Source organism: Pseudarthrobacter sp. GA104 (assembly GCF_009741265.1).
Lineage (GTDB): Bacteria > Actinomycetota > Actinomycetes > Actinomycetales > Micrococcaceae > Arthrobacter.
In genome coordinates, this window is sequence record NZ_WOWL01000001.1 from 1824996 (window position 1) to 1843007 (window position 18012).

The following is an 18012-nucleotide window of genomic DNA, read 5'->3' on the forward strand; positions in this document are numbered from 1 at the left end:
CTAATTAACCGGTGGGTGGGCCTGGAGGGCAGCTTCCTGCAGCCTGAGGTCGTCGGCCATCCGGGCGACGTGCAGGGTCAGGTACGTCACCTCGTCATCGGTCAGCGGCTCCCCGAGCCGCAGTTCCAGGACGGCCTGCAGCTTGAGGGCGGTGCCAAAGGCGTCGGGGTAAGCCTGCCGGATGGCTGAGCCCAGCCCCGTTGCCCCTTCGGCCAGCTGCCTGCCGGTGTGCGCGCGGACAAAGAAGTAGCGCAGATGGGTGATGAAGCGGGCGGCGTTGACTGTTTCCCGGTCGAAGGCCCGCCCATAGGCCTGCTCCAGGACCTCAAAGAGCTGCGCGAAGACACCCGTCATTTGGTACGTGTAGGACAGGTCCCCGCTGGCAAAGCCCGCGTTCACTAAATGCAGTGCCACTGCCACGGCCTCGTCCCCGGGCAACGGGTCCTCCAGCCGGGAGTTCACGAAATCCACGATCTGCTGCGCCATCCGCAGCTCATCCGGATAAAGGTGGGCCACTTCGGCCCGCAGCGGGTACTCGATGTTCAGGCCCTGCCGCAGCCGCTTGATGGCGAAGCTCAGGTGGTCCGCGAGCGCCACCACGGTGGTGGAGTTCAGCGGCCCGCTCATCCCGCCGCGGGCGAGTTCCAGTGCCTGGTCGGCAAGGGCCAGATGTTCGGGCGGGATGGCCGCCACCAGAGCACCGAAGTTGTCCGCGTTGCGGCCGTCCTCCGGGACGAACACCCGCACCACCTTGGTTTCGTCCACCTTCCGGCCAGGTTTGGCCTGGAAACCGAGGCCCCGGCCGGTGAGGATGACCTCTCCCCCATCGGTGGCGCGGGCGAGGACGACGTTGTTATTGAAAACGCGCAACACCTCCACGTCGTCCTCCTTTCGTCGTTGAGCGGTTACTTCTTCAGGCTGGCGCCGTTGGTGGCAATGACTTCCTTGTACCAACCGTAGGACTTCTTGGGGTAGCGCTCCATGGACCCGGTACCGTCGTCGTTCCTGTCCACGTAGATGAAACCGTAGCGCTTGCTCATCTGCGCGGTGGAGGCACTGACCAGGTCGATGCATCCCCAGGAGGTGTAGCCCATCAGCTGGACCCCGTCTTCAACCGCCTCGCGGGCCTGGACCAGATGGTCGTTGAGGTAGCCGATGCGGTAGTCGTCAAGGACGGTCTTACCGCCGTTCACCTCGACCAACTGGTCCTTGGCGCCCACGCCGTTCTCCACGATGAAGAGGGGCTTCTGCCAGCGGTCCCAGTAGTCGTTGAGGGCAACCCGCAGGCCCTGCGGATCGATCTGCCATCCCCACTCGGAAGCCTTGAGCGTCGGGTTGGGAACGCCGCCCATGATGTTGCCGGGGCCCTTGGCCTGCTTGGCGGGGTCGGCCGTCTCGCAGATGCTCATGTAGTAGCTGAACGAGACAAAGTCCACGGTGTTCTTCAGGTCCTCGCGGTCCTGCGGGGTGATGTCCAGCTCGATGCCGTTGTCGCGGAAGTACCGCAGCAGGTAGCCGGGGTACTCGCCGCGGCAGTGGATGTCGCCGAACGCGTAGCTGTCCTGCGCGGTGTGCATCGCGGCAACGACGTCGGAGGGGTCCGGGGTCAGCGGGTAGGTGGGCAGCGCAATGATCATGCAGCCCACCTGCGCGCCCGGCATCAGCTCGTGCGCCAGCCTGGTTGCCCGGGCGGAAGCCACCAGTTCGTGGTGGATCGCCTGGTAGAGGTCCTGCCTGGTGAGCTGTTCCTTGGGCGTGGGGATGCCGCCGGAGAGGAACGGCTCGTGGATCACGGAGTTGATCTCGTTGAACGTGAGCCAGTACTTCACCCGGCCGCCGAAGTGCTCGAAGAGGGTGCGGCAGTAGCGCTCGTAGAAGCCGATCAGTTCGCGGTTGGTCCAGCCGTTGTATTTCCGGGCCAGGTGGAGCGGCGTCTCGTAGTGGCTGATGGTCACCAGCGGCTCGATGCCGTGCTTTTCGAGTTCGTCCAGGATCCGGGAGTAGTAGGCCAGGCCCTCGGCGTTGGGGGTCTCTTCGTCGCCCAGCGGGAAGATCCGGCTCCACGCGATCGAGAAGCGGAACACCTTGAACCCCATGTCCGCGAAGAGGGCGATGTCCTCCTCGTAACGGTGGTAGAAGTCGATTGCCACCTGCTTGAGGTTCTCCGGGGTCGGACCCTCCGTGGGGGTCTCCGTGATGCCCTTGGGCATCACATCCTGGATGGACAGGCCTTTGCCGCCCTCGTTGTACGCGCCTTCGATCTGGTTGGCGGCAGTTGCTCCGCCCCAGAGGAACCCGTCGGGGAAAGTGGTGGTCACAGAAAATCATTCCTTCATCGGTAGGACTGGAAAGTGGAGCCAGGATTCGGGGGTCAGGCCGTGACGGTGATGGCAGTGTCGCCCTGGGCGAACGTCCCGCCGGTCACCGGGTCAACGCTGCCGAGCTGGGCAGTGTTGGTGACCATCACCAGCGTGGTGGTGTCGTAGCCGGCCTCCCTGACGACGTCGAGGTCGACGACGGCGAGCAGGTCACCGGCGCGGACCTGCTGGCCGCGGCTGACGGCGGACTCAAAACCGCGGCCCTGCAGCTGGACGGTATCGATGCCGATATGTACCAGGACCTCAACGCCGTCCTCGGACTTGATGCCGAAGGCGTGGCCGGTCTTCATGGCCGCTTTGATGGAGCCCGAAATGGGTGCGTAGATGCGGCCATCGGCGGGGATGATGCCCAGGCCCTTGCCCATGGCACCGGACGCAAACACCTTGTCCTGGACGTCGGCCAGGGCCACTGCCGGTCCGGCGACTGGCGCCAGGACCACCAGGGTGCCGGTGGAGACGGCCACGGGGCCCGCGGGCGCAGCTGCCCCCTGCGTGTCCGCAGCTGTATCCGGAACGGAGGTGCCGGCGTCGGACGCTGCTTCCTCACGCGGTCCGAAGAAGAAGGTCAGGCCGAAGGCGATGGCGACGGCGATGCCGGTGCCCAGCAGCTGGAGTGCGAAGTTGCCCACCTGGCTGAACGCCGGCAGGCCGAGGAGTGAGGGGAACACGAATGCGGAGGCGCCACTGCCGCCGGCGGCTGCTATGGCGCCGCCCACCACGCCGCCGGCAATGCCGAAGTAGAAGGGCTTCTTCAGGGGCAGGTTGACGCCGTAGATGGCGGGTTCGGTGATCCCGGCGAGGAAGCCGGACAGTGCTGCGGGTCCGGCAACGGTGCGCCGGGCCTTGTTGCGGGTCCGGAACATCACGGCGAGCGTCGCGGCAGCCTGGCCCAGCACTGCGGCGAGCAGCGGACCGAGAAGCAGTGAGTAGCCCTGGGTGGCGATTTCATTCAGCATGCCCGGAACCAGGCCCCAGTGCAGGCCGAAGAGGACGAAGACCTGCCAGAAGCCGCCCATGACGGCGCCCGCGAGCCACGGCGCGAAGGTGAAGGCCGCGTTGATCCCGGCGGACAGGCCCTGCGCGGCGAACGTGGTGACGGGACCGACAGTGAGGAGGACCAGCGGCACCATGACCAGGAGCGTCAGCAGCGGCGTGGTGAAGTTCCGGATGGCGGACGGCAGCACGCGCGTCAGGAAACGCTCCGCGTAGCCCTGGAGCCAGACCGCCACGATGATCGGCAGGACCGAGCTGGTGTAGTTCATCATCACCATTGGGATGCCGGCGAAGTTGACCGGTTCCGGCTGGGCCGCAAGCGCCACGATGCTCGGGTAGACCAGCGCCCCGGCGATGGCCATGGAGGTGAACTGGTTGGTCTTGAACCGCTTCGCGGCGGTGACCGCCAGGAAGATCGGCAGGAAGTAGAAGAGCGCATCCGCGGTTGCTGCCAGGATTACGTTGGTCTGGGAGGCGGGATCCAGCCATCCGAACTGGGTGGCCATGCTCAGGAACGCCTTGAGCAGGCCGGCTGCAGCCAGCGGCCAGATGACCGGCGAGAAGATGGAGGAAATCAGGTCGATGAAGCGGTTGAAGAGGTTGCCGTGCTGGACGGGTTCATCGTTGCCCGCGTCGTCACCGGTGAGCTTGGTGATCTTGCCCAGTTCGGCATAGACCGTGGGGACGTTGTCGCCGATGACCACCTGGAACTGGCCGCCGGCCTTCATCACGGTAATGACGCCGGGCAGCTTTTCGATGGCTGCCTGGTCCGCCTGGGAATCGTCCCGCAGCTTGAGCCGGAGCCTGGTTGCGCAGTGGGCGGCGCTGGCGATGTTCTTTTCGCCGCCCACCCCCTGCAGGATATCTCCGGCCAGCGACCGGTAGTCCACAGTTGCCATGTCAGACCTCTCTGTCTATTTTTGGGCACAAAAAAAGACCCGAGACGCACGTAGTGTGCTTCTCAGGTCTTGCCTCGTTGCCGAGTAACAATCCTGTAGGCGAAATTGCCTTCAGGGGTCGACTATACAGATGGCATGGATCACAGGCAAGTGCTGCGCCGGAGATTGTCAGTGGCCACCGCTAGGGTTGGACGCATGGCTACGAAGACTTCCCGGGCATCCAAGGCGCCCGCCTACAAGTGCGCCGAGTGCGGCTGGACCACAGTCAAATGGGTGGGCCGCTGCGGCGAGTGCCAGGCGTGGGGCACCGTCGAGGAAACCGGCACCGCCGTGGCGCGTACGACGGCGGCCACAACGGTCCTTGAGCCCGCCCGCCGCATTGCCGAGGTGGACGCCACCACCGCCGCATTCCTGCCCACGGGCGTTGATGAACTGGACCGGGTGCTGGGCGGCGGACTGGTCCCGGGCGCCGTCATCCTGCTGGCCGGCGAACCCGGCGTCGGCAAGTCCACGCTGCTGCTGGACGTGGCCGCCAAGTTTGCCCGGACGGCCCAGGACGTGCTGTACGTGACCGGGGAGGAGTCCGCGGCGCAGGTGAAGCTCCGCGCAGAGCGGATCGACGCCGTGGCTGAATCGCTCTATCTCTCCGCGGAAACGGACCTCGGCCAGGCGCTGGGGCAGGTGGAGAAGATCGAGCCGCGGCTCCTGATCGTGGACTCGGTGCAGACCCTCAGCAGCGCCGATGTTGACGGCAGCGCCGGGGGCGTGTCCCAGGTCCGGGAGGTTGCCGCGTCCATCATTGCCGCGGCCAAGCGCCGGAACATGACAACTCTGCTGGTGGGCCACGTGACCAAGGACGGTTCCATCGCCGGGCCGCGGCTGCTGGAGCACCTGGTGGACGTGGTGTGCCAGTTCGAGGGCGAGCGCCATTCGCGGCTGCGGATGCTGCGCGCGGTCAAGAACCGTTACGGGCCTACCGACGACGTCGGCTGCTTCGACCTGAACGAGAACGGCATTGAAGGCCTCGCCGATCCCAGCGGGCTTTTTGTCAGCCGCACCAAGGACCCGGTTTCCGGAACCTGCATCACCGTGACCATGGAGGGCCGGCGGCCGCTGCTGGCCGAGGTTCAGTCGCTGCTCGCGGAAAGCCCCAACTCGCAGCCGCGGCGGGCCACCAGCGGGCTGGACAGTTCACGGGTCTCCATGCTGCTCGCCGTGCTGCAGCAGCGCGCGGGAACACTCCTGCACAAGGACGACTCGTACGTGGCCACAGTGGGCGGGGTGAAGCTCAGCGAACCCGCCACGGACCTTGCCATTGCCCTGGCTGTGGCCTCGGCCAAGGCCCGCAAACCGCTGCCCATCCGGCTCATTGCCTTTGGAGAAGTGGGCCTGGCCGGCGAGGTACGTCCGGTGCCGGGCATCAACCAGCGCATCCAGGAGGCCCACCGCCTCGGGTTTACGCATGCCGTGGTTCCCGCGAGCCATGCAGGGCCTGGCCCGATACCGGCCGGCTTCTCAGTGCGGGAGGTGGAACACCTGACCGAGGCCCTGAGCCTGCTGATCGGGTAGCTAGCCGTGCTGCGGCAAGGAATCGGGGTCGTCCCGGTGAACGTTGAAAAGCCAGCCGGACACGTCACTGCGCAGCACCAGCAGCGGCCCGCCCGTGGCGGTGACGTTTCCGGTGGGTACGTAGTAGCCGCGGCCGGAGCCCGGCCCGCCGGCTGCCCGGTCCAGGGCATCCACCAGGTGCCGCGGCAGGTGGCCCTGCGGACCAAGGCCGCGAAGCTCTTCAAGTTCTTCCGGCGTAAGCCGACCCAAAACCTCAGCGATACTGGCCATGACGGGTCCCTTCGAGCAGAGTGCCTGAAGGAATAACCTAAACCAGGGCCGTGAACTGCAGGTTAACGTTGGACGGCATCTTCTGTTCGTTGTTGAATATCCATCTCCCGGAGGACAAATGCCCGTTACGAGTGCAGGAATCCTGCTGTACAGGCAGGCGGCCCCGGGCCTGCTGGAGGTGTGGATTGCCCACATGGGCGGCCCGTTCTGGTCCCGCAAGGACACGCACGCCTGGTCCGTCCCCAAGGGTGAATACTCCGTGGGCGAGGACCCGCTGGCCGCGGCCCTGCGCGAGTTTGCCGAGGAGATGGGAACCCCCGCACCCGACGCCGACTACCGGCTTCTCGGGGAGTTCAAACAGCCCTCGGGCAAACTCATCACAGTATTTGCAGCCGAGCATGACTTCCAGCCGGAACGGATCGTCAGCAACACCTTTCCGCTGGAGTGGCCCAAAGGTTCAGGCCGCATCCAGCAGTACCCGGAAGTCGACGATGCCCGCTGGTTCCCGGAACCGGAAGCCCGGTCCAAGCTGGTGAAGGGCCAGCTGCCGGTCCTTGATGCCCTGGTGCAACTCGTCCGCGCGGAATCCTAGGGCTTGCCCTGCCTCTCCCGCTAGCCGCGCTGCGGGCACCCGTCAATGGTCCCTGCACCCCCGCGCGCCGGGGTGCGTTGTCCACATGCGGGTGCGATGTACTTCGCGACGGGTGATGGGCCGAGTTGCAGTGGCCTAAGCGCCCGTAATCACCAGGGCCACGCTGTGCCCGCCGAAACCGAAGGCGTTCACCAGGCCGGCCGGCGGAGTACCCGGCTGGAGCCGGCGGACTTCTTCGGTGACCACGTTTAGGTCAACCTCGGGGTCCTGCGCCTCAACGTTCAGCGTCCCGGGAAGCATCCCGGTGCGCAGGGCTTCCACCACCACGACGGCGGCCAGCGCCCCCGCGCCGCCGAGCAGGTGCCCGGTGTGCCCCTTGGTGGACGTCACCGGAATCCTGGCGCCGAAGATGGCGTTGATGGCCTGGCCCTCGAGCCTGTCCCCAACAGGGGTGGACGTGGCATGCGCGTGCACGAAGCCGATGTCCCCGGCGGTCATGCCGGCGGACTCAAGCGCCTTCTGCATCACCCGCCGCTGCATGGCAGGATCGGCTGCCACAATGTCGTTCGCGTCGGACGTCACCGCGCCCCCGGCCACTGCCCCCAGAACAGCTGCTCCGCGGGCGCGCGCGTGCTCTTCGCTCTCCAGCACCACCACGCCGGCGCCCTCCGCGAGCACAAAACCGTCCCGGCCGCCGTCGAACGGCCGCGATGCCCGCTGCGGATCGTCATTGCGGGTAGACAGGGCGCGGATCTGGGAGAAGCCCGTGACCACCAGGTCGTTGACCGAGGCGTCAACGCCGCCGGCAATAACGACGTCGGCAGCGCCGGAGCGGATCATCTCGGCTGCCTGGACAATCGCCTCAGCCCCGGAGGCACATGCGCTGACAGGCGTCCGGGCGCCGCCGCGGGCGCCGAGGTCGATGGACACCCAGGCGGCCGGGCCGTTGACCATAAGCCGGGTGAGGGTGTGCGGCGAAACCTTGCGCGGGCCCGACGCCGCGAGGGTCCGGTCCTGCTCCAGGGTGGAGCCAAGCCCGCCGTACGCCGAGCCGATCACCACGGCGAAACGCTCGGGATCGACCTCCGGGGCGCCTGCCTGTTTCCAGGCCTCGCGGGCTGCGATCAGCGCCAGCTGCCCGCAGCGGTCCATGCGCTTCATTTCGCGGGTGCTGAGGTGTCCGGAAAGATCAGCAGTGACCTGTCCGGCCATCTTCACCGGCAGCTGCTCGGCCCACGCCTCCTCAAGCGGCGCGATCCCGGATTTTCCGGCCACAAGGCCCGCCCACGTTTCGGGCACGGAGGAGCCGACCGGGTTGATGGTGCCGACGCCGGTGACCAGCGCACGGGGTTGTGTTGCACCGGCTTTGACTGCGTTCATGGTTCGCTACTTTGCTGGGTTGTGGGTGCCGATGGGCACGAGGGTGAGGTCGGGGTGGTTCTTCTCGATCCGCCGCAGCGCCCAGACGTCGTTGAACAGGGCGAGGTATTCGCCGTCGGACCGCAAAAGCACCTCGGCGCCCGGTACGGTGGCGAGCGCAGGCATGGCGTCCGCCGTCGAAATCCGAGCCAGTGAGTAGGGCAGGCGTTCCAGGCGCATGGGCGCGTTGAAGTCGTGCGCCATGCGGTCCTCCACCACTTCGAACTGCATGGGGCCGACGGCGGCAAGCACCGGAGCCTGGTCGCCGCGGACGTCGGAGCGGAGCACCTGGATGACGCCCTCGTGTTCGAGCTGCTCGATGCCGCGGCGGAACTGCTTGAACTTGCTGGGGTCCTTGGAGCGCGCCACCTGGAAATGCTCCGGGGCGAACAGCGGGATGGCGGGGTACTCCACCGGGCCCTCGAGGAACAGGCTGTCCCCCACGCGAAGGGAGGAAGCGTTGACCAGGCCGACGACGTCCCCGGGGTATGCCTCGTCGATCACTTCGCGTTCGCGGCCGAACACCTGCTGGGCGTACTTGGTGGCGAAGGACTTGCCGGTGCGGGTCTGGGTGACCACCATGCCGCGCTCGAACACGCCGGAGCAGACGCGGATGAAGGCCACGTGGTCCCGGTGGGCCTTGTTCATGCCGGCCTGGACCTTGAAGACGAAGCCGGAGAACGGGGACTCGACCGGCCTGGGGTTGCCCTCGATGTCCGGGCGGGGAGCTGCCGGCGGGGCGAAGTCCACCAGCGCGTCCAGCAGTTCCTTGACGCCGAAGTTCAGCGCGGCGGAGCTGAACAGGATGGGGGTTGCCTTGCCGGCGTGGAAGCTTTCGACGTCGAACTCCAGGTTCGATTCGATGACCAGGCCGGCCTCGTCCACGGCGTCGGACCAGTTGCTGCCCTGGCTCTCCGCAGCTTCCTCAGGAGTGAAGTACTCGGTGATGGCGATCTGGGCGCCGGCGTTGTTGCGCTGGAACCGGGCGAACCGGTCATTGCGGAGGTCCCAGACGCCACGGAAGTCGCCGGAGATGCCGACTGCCCACGTGAGCGGCATTGGCTGCAAGCCCGTGCGCTCGGTGATTTCATCCATCAGGGCAAGGGCGTCCAGGCCGGGCCGGTCCCACTTGTTGATGACGGTGATGATGGGCAGGTTCCGCTGCTTGCAGACTTCGAACAGCTTCATGGTCTGGGTTTCCAGGCCCTTGGCGGCGTCCACGAGCATGACGGCGCAGTCGACGGCGGCCAGCACGCGGTAGGTGTCCTCGGAGAAGTCCGCGTGGCCCGGGGTGTCCAGGAGGTTGATGACGGTGTCCCGGTAGGAGAACTGCAGCGCCGCGGAGCTGATGGAAATGCCGCGGTCCTTCTCCATCTGCATCCAGTCAGAGACGGTTTCCTTGCGGTTGGCCTTGCCGCTGGAGGCACCGGCGGTGCCGATCACCTTCGCGTGCAGGGCCAGCGCTTCGGTGAGCGTGGACTTGCCGGCGTCGGGGTGCGAAATGACAGCAAAGGTCCGGCGACGGCCCGCCTCTTTGTGGATACCGGAGATCCGGGCGGGGGTCAGGACATCTTGGGACACGGTGCTACTTTCGCTGCGGTTGGGACTGCCCGGGCGCTGCCTCGCAGGGCACTGAGGCGGTGGGGCCGGGGAAACGGGGCTGGCAAACAGCCAAGTTCCAGTTTATCGCAGGGCGGCAAACCGGCGGCGGCGGCGCTTAACGCCCGCGAAACGGCACGTTCAAAGCCGCGAAATGACGCCGGGCTAGCGTGACCGCATGAACACCAACGACACCCCGGCGCACGGATGCCCCCGGCGCCGCATGGTAAGGATCTGAGCGGCTGTGCAGGGTCTCTCCTATTCCGGCAACCTGTTCTTCGATCCCCTGGCCACCGGCCTGGCACCCGCCTTGATGCGGGATCCCGATTCGCTCGGAAATGCGGAGCGGCCGCGCCGGGGAACCCAGACCCCGGCCGAACAGAAAGCCCTCCGGGCGGCGTCCCTTTCGAAGGTCAGCAAGGACCTGGAGCGGATGCTGCGGGAACGGATGCGCTGACCGCGCCACCAGCTGGATATCCGGAACACAGGACGTGCCTGACTGTAATGCGGCATTGCAGACGATGTAATGCCGCATTACACTTTTAGTGTCATGCGAGAAAGGAGGAGCACCAAGAGCATGAGCAAGAGCGAGAAGCTCGTGTTGAAGTTTTGCGACTATTACTCGTTTATGTCGTACACGGATTTCAGGGCATGGGTTGAGGCAGACGATGATTCTTCGCCCGCCTTGTCCTACGCCAGGTCCGCAGACATTCGTTAGGGACTTCAGGCTCCCGGCGCCCAAGGGCGGGATGGAAATGACTTATGCAGGCAGAAGAACCAGCAATCCCGCTCCTTGGCTACGTGGAGATAGCTGAAGCAACCGGCCAGGACGTCGGCCTGATCAGGGTCTGGAAGAACCGCGGAAAACTTCCCAACCCCGATTTCCAGTTGGGACAGTCACCGGGGTGGCTGGCGGAAACAATCAATCCGTGGATCCAGGAGCACCGGAAGTAAGCCCGGACCCGTTCGCTCGGGCGCTGGCCAGCCGCCAAAGTACCCACTCAAGCACCCGCCGTCGAACGCTTTCCTGAGCCGTTGCGCGGCACCCCCTAATGGGGCACTTTGGGGCTTGGCTGTGCGGAAGAGGGTGTTCCTTACCCCTATCATTGAGCTTGCGGGAAACAGAGCACTTTCTGGTCCTGCCGGCAACCTGCTGAAGCCGGCATTCTTGCGGGCGGCGGCCTGCACCTTTGAAGGGAACACCTATGGCGCGGAGCCCCGAAGAATCACTCAGGGCAACCCTGGGCAGGGTGGCACCCGGCACTCCCCTTCGTGACGGCCTTGAGCGGATCCTGCGGGGACGGACAGGCGCGCTGATCGTCCTGGGCTCGGACCGGACCATCGAGTCCATCTGCTCCGGCGGCTTCGATATCGGCATTGATTTTTCCCCCACGCGGCTCCGCGAACTCGCCAAAATGGACGGCGCCATCATTTGCGACAAGGACGCCGGCAACATCCTGCGCGCCGCCGTCCAGCTGGTCCCGGATTCCAGCATCGAGACCCAGGAGTCCGGCACCCGGCACCGCACAGCCGAACGCGTTGCCATCCAGACCGGCGTGCCCGTCATCTCCGTCAGCCAGTCCATGCAGATCATCGCCCTCTACGTCAACGGCCTGCGCCACGTCCTGGAGGGCTCGGAGAAAGTCCTGGCACGCGCCAACCAGGCGCTGGCCACCCTGGAGCGCTACCGCTCGCGCCTGGACCAGGTCACCAGCTCGCTCTCCGCCCTGGAAATCGAAGCCATGGTCACCGTGCGGGACGTGGCCGTCACCCTCCAGCGGCAGGAAATGGTCCGCCGGATCTCCGAGGAAATCGCCCAGTACGTCCTGGAGCTCGGCGAGGACGGCAGGCTCCTGTCCCTGCAGCTCGATGAACTCACGGTGGGCCGCGGCCCCGGCAGCGACGTGATTATCCGCGACTACGGTTCCCCGGACGCCACTCCCGAAGACATCGAAAAAGCCGTGAGCGCCCTGGTCAACCTCGGTCCAACGGAACTGATCGACCTCGGAAAGATTTCCGGAATCGTGGGGTTTGCGGGCGGCGAAGCCAACCTCGATGCCGTTGTGCAGCCCCGCGGCTACCGGCTGCTGTCAGGGCTGAAGGCAGTTCCCAAGGCTGTTGCGGACCGTCTTGTTGACCACTTCGGCGGGCTGCAGTTCCTGATGGCGGCCACGATTGATGACCTGATGACGGTGGACGGCATCGGCGACCAGCGCGCCCGCACCGTCCGTGAAGGCCTCAGCCGGATGGCGGAAGCTAGCCTGCTGGACCGCTTCCTCTGACAACCGCCATCGAGTGCTCCGCAGTTGTCGTTTTGGAGGCTCAAAAGGACAACTGCGGAGCACTCGATGCTAAAGCAGTTGGAAAACGGCCTTGGGGCTGGCCTTGGAGCCGAGCCTCGCCGTGAAGATATAGTACGCCCCGCCGCCGCCCGGCTTTGCTTCGACAGGCTGGCAGCCCTCCACGCTCCGGTTGCGGGACCACGGGAAGTTGGCCGTCTCGCTGGCACCGGGCGCGATCACCTTCAGCAGGTCCTCGCTCTTTGCCTGGCAGTCACGGGAGGAAAAAATCCGGTCCGCGCCGCTGGTCACCAGGAACTCCATCTGCGACGTGCCGATGTTGACCTCACAAGGCATGGTGCCGCCGTTGGTCACCTTGAGCGTGAGCATCGGGTTCTCTTCCGGCCCGTAGGCTGCCTTGTCCGTCGAGGCTGACACCGTCACCAGGTTCTGGTTGCATGTTGGAGTGGCCGACGGCGTGGGCGTCGCGGCAGGTTCGGTGGCGGACGCGGAAGGTGACGCCGCGGGACCGGCGGACGCTGCGGCTGCGGGGTCGGTGGAGGAAACCTGCTCCGACTTGCCGCTGAACGCCCCGGCAACCGCGAATCCAGTCACCAGTGCGATGACCAACAGGAGCGCCCCGCCCACAAACAGCCGACGGCGGCGGTAAACCGCCGCGCTTGGCTTGCGGACGGCAGTGGAACCGGATGCCGGCGCCCCGCCACGTGTTGATGAATTGCCTTGCCTGCCCATACTTCTAGGCTAGGGAACTGCCCCGCTTCTGCTACCCACCACGCCGCCGCGCCGCCAACGTTCTGGTCACATCCCGTTTTCGGCCTGCCCGGACGCATCCATTACAGTGTTGGCATCGACACTGCATCCCCCACTGCCGCCTTTTCCGCCGGCTCTGGCCACCCCGCCGGCGGCACGGCAGGACTCAACACGCTGCACGAACGCATCAACGGCTGGTTCGCCGAAACCGCCCGCGACCTGCCTTGGCGTGAGCCCGGCTGCTCCCCCTGGGGCATCCTGGTCAGCGAGATCATGCTGCAGCAGACGCCGGTGGTGCGGGTGCTCCCTGTCTGGCAGGAGTGGTTGAGGCGCTGGCCCACCCCGTCAGGCCTCGCCGGAGAACCTGCCGGTGAAGCCGTGCGCTCCTGGGGCCGGCTCGGGTATCCGCGCCGCGCGCTTCGGCTGCATGCGGCGGCGGCGGCCATAACCCGGGACCATAACGGCAAGGTCCCGGACAGCTACACGGAACTCCTGGCCCTTCCGGGGGTGGGCAGCTACACCGCTGCCGCTGTGGCTGCCTTCGCGTACGGGCGGAGGGAAACCGTGGTGGACACCAACATCCGGCGGGTGCATGCCCGGCTGGTCTCCGGCACAGCCCTCCCGGCCCCGGCCCTCACGGCGGCGGAGATGCGCCTTGCCGCTTCGCTCCTGCCGGCCGCGGACCATTCTTCAGTCCGGTGGAACGCGGCCGTCATGGAACTGGGGGCGCTCGTGTGTACGGCGCGGACACCCAAGTGCGCCGCGTGCCCGGTCAACGACCTCTGCGCCTGGCGGGCGGCAGGTGAGCCGCCGCCGTCGTACGTCCCCAAGGGCCAGGCCTGGCACGGGACGGACCGCCAGGTCCGAGGCGCCGTGGTGGCTGTGCTGAGGCTGGCGGAGGCTCCGGTGCCGGCCGAGATGTTCTATCGGGAACCCGCCGACCTGGGTTTCGCGCCGGCGGGTATGGGCGTCCCGCTCGCGGCCTTGCACAGGCTTAATTCCGCTCCGGAGCAGCTGGAGCGGGCGCTGGCAGGGTTGCTCGCGGACGGTCTGGCGGAGATGCACGACGGCGGCTACCGGCTGCCTGCCTGAGCACACCGCATTCCGGGGCTGGCAGAACGACGGCGGCAGGTACAGAACTCGCCGCGCCTGGTCTCCTTTTGGCAGCCAGCCCCGCCCGGGAATAACAATGCGGGCATCAGTTAGCCCCGGCGCGGGGCGCCGCGGCCCCCCGCGCCTACGCTGGAAGTATGCGCAAGCATGGGCTGCTTTTGGCACTGATGACGACGGCGGGACTCGCCACGGCTTGCGGCCCGGGACCCGGCGCCGCCCCGTGCCCTGCCATCGCCCAGGCCACTGCCGTTTCGGTAACCGTGCCGGCAAGCTACGCCCCGCAGGTTGCAGCCCTCCACTTGAAGGCCTGCCAGGACGGCACCTGCAAGGAGGATAACGTGGAGCTCCGGCCCGGAAGCGCGTCGATCGACCAGGGCTGCACCGACGGGGTCTGCTCGGCCACGGCTTCCCCCGACGGGACGAAACTTGCCACGCTGTTCCTGGACACCCTGACCGAATCACCGATGACGGTGACCGCTGCAGGAACGGGCCCGGACGGGGCTGCCCTGCCGGTGCATACGCTGGAATTCCGCCCGCGGGGCGAGTATCCGTTCGGGGAGCATTGCGGCCGGTTCATTACGGCGTCGCTGGTGCTGGATGCCGAAGGGCTGCACCAGAGCGGCTGACTCCCGGACGGCCGATCCTTCGAAAAGCCCCGGGAGAACGGCCGTTAGAACAGTGCCGGCTGGCCGAAGACGTTGCCGACAGCGGTGGCCGGTGCCGGCTCCTGGGCGGGGCTGCCGTGCCGCCACTCAAACCCCAGGTCGGCCAGCAGCTCCTCGACGGACGTCTGCCCGTCCAGTACTTCGATATCCGCGGAGCTGTCTTCGGGCTGGGGCATTTCCATGGCATCGAGCATATTGCCAGGAGCGGCCATGGTCCTCAAGAACACACCGCCATGCGCTGATTTGGGCCGGCCCGGATTCCGGGTGCGGCCAGCTTCAGGGTTCCCCGAACCCGGCCTGCACCAGCCCGCCAACATAGTTCACGGCCCGCTCCGCGTCGGCACCCCAGGCTTCCACATGCAGCACGGACCCCTTCCCCGCGGCGAGCGTCATCAGTCCCGTCATGGATGCCCCGTCCACCCCGTTCACGGTCACCTCGGCATCCATTGCGGACAGGCCGCCGGCGATCTTCGCGGCCGGGCGCGCGTGCATCCCCGCCAGGTTGACCAGCTCAAAGTCCCCGGTGAAGTCCGGGCCCCCTCCGGTGACGCGTCCTTCCTCAACGCTGCTGAGGGGCGGTTGTTCCTGGTCGCGGACCGGACCACCAGCAGCTTCCGCCGCCCGCTTGACTGCCTGCATATCCGCACCGCCCTGGGCCGCAACGGCTGCCGCCACGAGTCCCTCCACGAGCGGCGCGTCGGCCAGCACCATGTCTTCGGCGTTTTCCGCGAACTCCAGCGCGGACTCGGCAGTCATCACCGCGGACCCCAGGTCGGTGAGGATCACAGTGCCCCCGCTGCCAGCTTTGTCCAGCGCGGCCAGGACCTTTTCGAGGCTGGTGCCGATCCTGCCGTCCGAGGTGCCTCCGGCGGTCAGGACCACGACGTCGGGTGCCATCTGGGCGGCAAGCTCGGCAGCGCCGTCGGCAATCTTCCCGCTGTGGGAGACCACCACAAGGCTCACGGTCATGCAGCTGCCCCCACCGCGGCGCGGAGAATCAGCGCTGAGGAGGCGGCGCCGGGGTCCCGGTGACCGGCGCTGCGCTCCCCGAGGTAACTCGCGCGGCCTTTGCGCGCCACCATGGGATCGGTGGCGACGGCACCGGCTTCGGCGGCCTCGGCTGCTGCAACCAGGACCGCCAGGACATCCGAACCGCCGTTCAGCGCAGCCTTTTGCGCTGCCTCCGCCGCCGGAGTCCAGGCATCCACCATTGTCTTGTCCCCGGATTCGGCCTTCCCGCGGGCCACAATGCCGTCCCGGGCTGCGGCCAGGGCGTTTGCCCACGCGGCCGGATCGATTTCCGCGGAGTTTCCCAGGGACGTGGCCGCCCGGAGGAAGGCCGTGCCGTACAGAGGGCCGGCAGCCCCGCCGACCTTGGACATCAGGGTCATCGCGGTAAGTTTCAAGGCAGCCCCGGGCGTCTCCGGGGGTGCCTCCGCCAGCTTCGACAGGACGGCCTGGAAACCCCGGTCCATGTTTTCCCCGTGGTCCGAATCGCCGATGGCGCGGTCGAGTTCAATCAGGTAGACCCGGTTTTCTGCCATTGCCTGCGCGGACAGCGTCAGCCACTTCACTGCCCAGGTGACGTCCAGGGGCACTGTTACACGCCCCAGCGCAGTGCTGCCGTGTGCACCGGTGCGTCCCACAAGTCCGTTAGCTCGTCATCCAGCCTCAGTACTGAGATGGAGCAGCCCTGCATCTCCAGGGAAGTGATGTAGTTGCCCACCAGTGAACGCTCCACGGCGGCGCCCCGCTCGGCCAGGACCTGCGCAGCCCGCCGGTAGACGATGTACAGCTCACTCAGCGGCGTGCCGCCCATGCCGTTGACGAACAGCAGGACTTTATCCCCCGACGTGATACCCAGATCGGCCAGCACGGGTTCCAGCAGCCGGTCCGTAATGCCGTCGGCATTCTCCATGGGGATGCGGTGGCGCCCGGGCTCTCCGTGGATGCCGATGCCGATTTCAATCTCGTCCTCGGCCAGGTCAAAGCTGGGCGAGCCTGCATGCGGGACGGTGCAAGCGGACAGGGCCACGCCCATGGTGCGGACATTGGCGTTGACCCGTTCGCCGATGGCGGCCACAGCCTCCAGGTCATCGCCCCTTTCGGCGGCGGCACCGGCAATCTTCTCCACCAGCACCGTCCCGCCTACGCCGCGGCGGCCTGCGGTGTACAGGGAGTCCTCGACCGCGACGTCGTCGTTCACCAGGACCGTGCGGATGCTGACGCCCTCGGCTTCCGCCAGTTCGGCTGCCGTCTCAAAGTTCAGGACGTCGCCGGTGTAGTTCTTCACGATATGGACGACGCCGGCCCCCGAGTTGACCGCGAGGGTCGCCGGAAGGATCTGGTCCGGCGTCGGCGAGGTAAACACCGCCCCCGGCACGGCGGCGTCGAGCATTCCCCGCCCCACAAAGCCGGCGTGCAACGGCTCGTGCCCGCTGCCGCCTCCGGAGACCAGGCCCACCTTGCCGTTCACAGGCGCGTCTTTGCGCGTGATGAACGTTGGATCTGAGCTGACGGTAACCAAGTCGGCGTGGGCCAGGCCAAAGCCCTGCACTGATTCATCTACTACGGCCCGGGGATCATTAATGAGTTTTTTCATGGCGGCGCTCCTGGTTCTACTGCCTGGAGAATGTCACTTTGACCCTACTACCGGCAGGCCGGATGGCGGTAGGGATCCCCGCCCGGCAATCCGGCCCGGCGGCAGACGCAGGAAAGGGACAGCCCCCAAATGACTGTCCCTTTCTGTGGGCCCCCCATCCCGGCCTCAGCCAGTTTATCCATCAAATCGAATAAAACAAGTCCTCACAGATCAGGCGGCTGCTACAGCACTTTGATCATGCGTGTGTTGCCCAGGGTGTTGGGCTTGACCCGCGCGAGGTCCAGGAACTCGGCAACACCCTCATCATGCGAGCGGAGGAGTTCCGAATAAACCACGGGATCAACTGCTGACTGGTCAGCCATGACGTCGAACCCGTGGCGCTTGAAGAAGTCCACCTCGAATGTCAGGCAGAAAACACGGGAGACGCCAAGCGCCCGGGCTTCATCCAGGAGGCTTTCCACCAGCACGTGCCCTACTCCCTTGCCGCGCCAGTCCTGGGAAGCAGCGAGCGTGCGGACTTCGGCTAGGTCTTCCCACATGACGTGCAGCGCGCCGCAGCCAATGACCTCGCCGTCGCTGGATTCAGCGATCCGAAACTCCTGCAGGCTTTCGTAGTAGGCCACCGTCTCCTTGGCCATGAGGATCCGCTGCTCCGCCAGCGGCGCCACCAGCTTCTTGATGGCGGGGACGTCACCGGTACGGGCAGGGCGAATATGAAAGGAGTCAGTCACAGGGCAATCCTAGTTCGCGGTCACGAAGGCAGCCCCACCGCGCCCTTCTTTCCGGGTATTTCGGCCCTGTCCGTTTGACAGTGCCGCCGGGTGTTTTCGGGGCCCGCACAAATGCCGCGCAGCCGGGCGCCT

General features: G+C 66.5%; 19 protein-coding genes. 7 read left to right on the forward strand and 12 right to left on the reverse strand.

Features of this window, described 5'->3' with window-relative positions:
• Genes GK109_RS08300 through GK109_RS08310 form a run of 3 tightly spaced genes read right to left on the reverse strand, consistent with a single transcriptional unit; the run spans nucleotide 1 to nucleotide 4270 of the window.
• A complete protein-coding gene (locus tag GK109_RS08300) occupies nucleotides 1-879 on the reverse strand; it encodes a PRD domain-containing protein (RefSeq protein ID WP_370460474.1) in 879 nt (292 codons plus the stop codon).
• A 26-nt stretch (nucleotides 880-905) separates the two neighbouring features.
• Nucleotides 906-2318 carry a glycoside hydrolase family 1 protein gene (locus tag GK109_RS08305; protein ID WP_370460475.1) on the reverse strand — a complete coding sequence of 471 codons (1413 nt, stop codon included), beginning with the start codon at nucleotides 2316-2318 and terminating at the stop codon, nucleotides 906-908.
• 53 nt (nucleotides 2319-2371) lie between these two features.
• Complete coding sequence (locus tag GK109_RS08310; protein ID WP_157239681.1) at nucleotides 2372-4270, reverse strand: beta-glucoside-specific PTS transporter subunit IIABC; 1899 nt, start codon at nucleotides 4268-4270, stop codon at nucleotides 2372-2374.
• Nucleotides 4271-4465: 195 nt separating this feature from the next.
• Here GK109_RS08310 and radA point away from each other — a divergent pair, with 195 nt between their 5' ends.
• Entirely contained in the window at nucleotides 4466-5839 is a 1374-nt protein-coding gene (radA, locus tag GK109_RS08315) for a DNA repair protein RadA (RefSeq protein WP_157239683.1), read from the forward strand.
• On the opposite strand, the gene GK109_RS08320 is transcribed toward radA, so the two are convergent.
• Entirely contained in the window at nucleotides 5840-6109 is a 270-nt protein-coding gene (locus GK109_RS08320; protein ID WP_157239685.1) for a hypothetical protein, read from the reverse strand.
• Between the two features lie 118 nt (nucleotides 6110-6227).
• On the opposite strand from GK109_RS08320, the gene GK109_RS08325 reads away from it, so the two are divergent.
• Nucleotides 6228-6701 (forward strand): NUDIX domain-containing protein, encoded by a 474-nt coding sequence (locus tag GK109_RS08325; RefSeq protein WP_157239687.1) that lies wholly within the window; start codon nucleotides 6228-6230, stop codon nucleotides 6699-6701.
• A gap of 135 nt (nucleotides 6702-6836) precedes the next feature.
• Here the strand turns inward: GK109_RS08325 and GK109_RS08330 are convergent, their stop codons facing one another.
• Together GK109_RS08330 and GK109_RS08335 are read right to left on the reverse strand one after the other, a co-directional pair.
• Nucleotides 6837-8081: a beta-ketoacyl synthase gene (locus GK109_RS08330; protein ID WP_157239689.1), complete on the reverse strand. Its 1245-nt coding sequence runs from the start codon at nucleotides 8079-8081 to the stop codon at nucleotides 6837-6839.
• 6 nt (nucleotides 8082-8087) lie between these two features.
• Nucleotides 8088-9701 (reverse strand): peptide chain release factor 3, encoded by a 1614-nt coding sequence (locus tag GK109_RS08335; RefSeq protein WP_370460476.1) that lies wholly within the window; start codon nucleotides 9699-9701, stop codon nucleotides 8088-8090.
• 262 nt (nucleotides 9702-9963) lie between these two features.
• Here GK109_RS08335 and GK109_RS08340 point away from each other — a divergent pair, with 262 nt between their 5' ends.
• The 3 genes from GK109_RS08340 to disA all read left to right on the forward strand — a co-directional run bounded on the left by GK109_RS08340 (nucleotide 9964) and on the right by disA (nucleotide 12001).
• Nucleotides 9964-10176 (forward strand): hypothetical protein, encoded by a 213-nt coding sequence (locus GK109_RS08340; protein WP_231755145.1) that lies wholly within the window; start codon nucleotides 9964-9966, stop codon nucleotides 10174-10176.
• A gap of 305 nt (nucleotides 10177-10481) precedes the next feature.
• Complete coding sequence (locus GK109_RS08345) at nucleotides 10482-10673, forward strand: hypothetical protein (RefSeq protein WP_157239691.1); 192 nt, start codon at nucleotides 10482-10484, stop codon at nucleotides 10671-10673.
• Nucleotides 10674-10924: 251 nt separating this feature from the next.
• A complete protein-coding gene (gene disA / locus GK109_RS08350) occupies nucleotides 10925-12001 on the forward strand; it encodes a DNA integrity scanning diadenylate cyclase DisA (protein WP_157239692.1) in 1077 nt (358 codons plus the stop codon).
• 69 nt (nucleotides 12002-12070) lie between these two features.
• On the opposite strand, the gene GK109_RS08355 is transcribed toward disA, so the two are convergent.
• Complete coding sequence (locus GK109_RS08355) at nucleotides 12071-12751, reverse strand: hypothetical protein (RefSeq protein ID WP_157239694.1); 681 nt, start codon at nucleotides 12749-12751, stop codon at nucleotides 12071-12073.
• Between the two features lie 192 nt (nucleotides 12752-12943).
• Here GK109_RS08355 and GK109_RS08360 point away from each other — a divergent pair, with 192 nt between their 5' ends.
• Entirely contained in the window at nucleotides 12944-13861 is a 918-nt protein-coding gene (locus GK109_RS08360) for an A/G-specific adenine glycosylase (protein ID WP_157242773.1), read from the forward strand.
• 158 nt (nucleotides 13862-14019) lie between these two features.
• Nucleotides 14020-14508, forward strand: a complete 489-nt coding sequence (locus GK109_RS08365) for a hypothetical protein (protein WP_157239696.1) — start codon at nucleotides 14020-14022, stop codon at nucleotides 14506-14508.
• A gap of 44 nt (nucleotides 14509-14552) precedes the next feature.
• Here the strand turns inward: GK109_RS08365 and GK109_RS21900 are convergent, their stop codons facing one another.
• From GK109_RS21900 to GK109_RS08385, 5 genes are all read right to left on the reverse strand, one after another.
• Complete coding sequence (locus tag GK109_RS21900; protein ID WP_197432428.1) at nucleotides 14553-14729, reverse strand: hypothetical protein; 177 nt, start codon at nucleotides 14727-14729, stop codon at nucleotides 14553-14555.
• A 94-nt stretch (nucleotides 14730-14823) separates the two neighbouring features.
• Nucleotides 14824-15516, reverse strand: coding sequence for a dihydroxyacetone kinase phosphoryl donor subunit DhaM (gene dhaM / locus GK109_RS08370; protein ID WP_157239698.1), 693 nt, complete (start codon nucleotides 15514-15516; stop codon nucleotides 14824-14826).
• The gene (dhaL, locus tag GK109_RS08375; RefSeq protein WP_323057852.1) at nucleotides 15513-16145 is read right to left on the reverse strand and encodes a dihydroxyacetone kinase subunit DhaL; all 633 of its coding nucleotides are present in this window, start codon (nucleotides 16143-16145) and stop codon (nucleotides 15513-15515) included. Before dhaL ends, dhaM begins: the two co-directional genes overlap by 4 nt.
• A gap of 2 nt (nucleotides 16146-16147) precedes the next feature.
• Nucleotides 16148-17149 carry a dihydroxyacetone kinase subunit DhaK gene (gene dhaK / locus GK109_RS08380; RefSeq protein ID WP_157239700.1) on the reverse strand — a complete coding sequence of 334 codons (1002 nt, stop codon included), beginning with the start codon at nucleotides 17147-17149 and terminating at the stop codon, nucleotides 16148-16150.
• A 221-nt stretch (nucleotides 17150-17370) separates the two neighbouring features.
• Complete coding sequence (locus tag GK109_RS08385) at nucleotides 17371-17880, reverse strand: amino-acid N-acetyltransferase (protein WP_104996474.1); 510 nt, start codon at nucleotides 17878-17880, stop codon at nucleotides 17371-17373.
• Nucleotides 17881-18012 lie beyond the last annotated feature (132 nt).

Bases quoted from the DNA above. Each gene is read 5' to 3' on its own strand.
- GK109_RS08310 (WP_157239681.1), bottom strand. From the start codon at position 4,270: ATGGCAACTGTGGACTACCGGTCGCTGGCCGGAGATATCCTGCAGGGG.
- radA (WP_157239683.1), top strand. From the start codon at position 4,466: ATGGCTACGAAGACTTCCCGGGCATCCAAGGCGCCCGCCTACAAGTGC.
- GK109_RS08320 (WP_157239685.1), bottom strand. From the start codon at position 6,109: ATGGCCAGTATCGCTGAGGTTTTGGGTCGGCTTACGCCGGAAGAACTT.
- GK109_RS08325 (WP_157239687.1), top strand. From the start codon at position 6,228: ATGCCCGTTACGAGTGCAGGAATCCTGCTGTACAGGCAGGCGGCCCCG.
- GK109_RS08330 (WP_157239689.1), bottom strand. From the start codon at position 8,081: ATGAACGCAGTCAAAGCCGGTGCAACACAACCCCGTGCGCTGGTCACC.
- GK109_RS08345 (WP_157239691.1), top strand. From the start codon at position 10,482: ATGCAGGCAGAAGAACCAGCAATCCCGCTCCTTGGCTACGTGGAGATA.
- disA (WP_157239692.1), top strand. From the start codon at position 10,925: ATGGCGCGGAGCCCCGAAGAATCACTCAGGGCAACCCTGGGCAGGGTG.
- GK109_RS08355 (WP_157239694.1), bottom strand. From the start codon at position 12,751: ATGGGCAGGCAAGGCAATTCATCAACACGTGGCGGGGCGCCGGCATCC.
- GK109_RS08365 (WP_157239696.1), top strand. From the start codon at position 14,020: ATGCGCAAGCATGGGCTGCTTTTGGCACTGATGACGACGGCGGGACTC.
- GK109_RS21900 (WP_197432428.1), bottom strand. From the start codon at position 14,729: ATGGAAATGCCCCAGCCCGAAGACAGCTCCGCGGATATCGAAGTACTG.
- dhaM (WP_157239698.1), bottom strand. From the start codon at position 15,516: ATGACCGTGAGCCTTGTGGTGGTCTCCCACAGCGGGAAGATTGCCGAC.
- dhaK (WP_157239700.1), bottom strand. From the start codon at position 17,149: ATGAAAAAACTCATTAATGATCCCCGGGCCGTAGTAGATGAATCAGTG.